The following is a 1,030-nucleotide window of genomic DNA, read 5'->3' as shown; positions in this document are numbered from 1 at the left end:
AATGTTGAGCACCTCCTGAAGAATGACATCTTCTTTGACTAAACTACTTTCTTTACGCCATAAACAATCGTAATAGGCGTGTCTTGTTTTGCCAAACAATCGGCATAAAACAGCTATTCCCAGTTTAGGAAAGTCTTGTTTCATTTTTAAGACTGTTTGGCACCAGACTTTTTTCTAATGTCAATTTTGAGTTGTTCTTCGGCTACATCAATCAGGGTGTTCAGGGCTTTTATTTTAAGTTCTGCCTGCTGTAAAGCTTTTTCTAAAGCTTCTTTTTCTAAATCCTTGGAAGATGGTTTGTCCTTAGCCATGGGTGATGTGTTTTCAATACAAATTTCGACTTTTTCTGATTTATATTGTACTATCCAATTTCTGATTATTTTCTCGCTCTTGATATTATAGGACACTTTAGCATCCTTAATGGTCAATCTTCCTTGTTCTATAGCTCTAACAATAGTACGTTTTTGAAGGTTTGTATAACTCCTGCGTTTGATTTTTTCTTGATATTCGGGTGAGCCATAATCCCTCATCCAACCATCTAACGATGCTTTTCCTAATCCATAAATCCGGTTAGCCTCTTTTCTAGGCAATCCTTGTTCAACTTCTTTGACAATTTTTAAAATCAAGCGTTTGTCATAACGGCTCTGTTTGTGCTCCCGTGAAGCATAAATCTCTTGTGCTGGGTTTTCCATATACACTTTTTTAGTGTATAGCTATTTTAGGACAAGACATAAAACTTCTATTATAGTTTTTCCATCTCTTGTTTAATATTTCTGATTGTAAATGTGCTTGGTTAGGGGTTAAATAATCACAACTGGCATGTGGCCTTAGTTCATTATAAGACTCAATGCTTTTACTTATTCTATGTTTTGTTTGATCAAAGCCTAACGAGCTACTGTAAAGGTTGAACTCTGTTTTAATGATGCCGTTAACTCTCTCTGCCAATGCATTTTCATAGGGATCTCCGTTCTCAGTCATACTTATAGCAATATTATTTTTCATTAATAAATCAACGTAGTTATGAGAACAA

The 1,030-nt window shown here is 35.0% G+C and carries 2 protein-coding genes; both read right to left on the bottom strand.

Features of this window, described 5'->3' with window-relative positions; translation table 11 throughout:
• Positions 1-146: 146 nt before the first annotated feature.
• Positions 147-692 carry a transposase gene (locus EZL74_RS13065; RefSeq protein ID WP_131477102.1) on the bottom strand — a complete coding sequence of 182 codons (546 nt, stop codon included), beginning with the start codon at positions 690-692 and terminating at the stop codon, positions 147-149.
• Positions 693-702: 10 nt separating this feature from the next.
• A partial coding sequence (locus tag EZL74_RS13060) for an integrase core domain-containing protein (RefSeq protein WP_204745143.1) occupies positions 703-1,030 on the bottom strand: 328 nt, incomplete at its 5' end.

It is taken from the genome of Flavobacterium silvisoli (assembly GCF_004329815.1).
GTDB classification, from domain to species: domain Bacteria; phylum Bacteroidota; class Bacteroidia; order Flavobacteriales; family Flavobacteriaceae; genus Flavobacterium; species Flavobacterium silvisoli.
Note: the sequence above shows the minus strand (reverse complement) of the source record. Positions and strands in the feature narration are given on the sequence as shown.

What these genes read in the sequence shown, in the direction of transcription:
- EZL74_RS13065 (WP_131477102.1), bottom strand. Translation starts at nt 692, where the DNA reads ATGGAAAACCCAGCACAAGAGATTTATGCTTCACGGGAGCACAAACAG.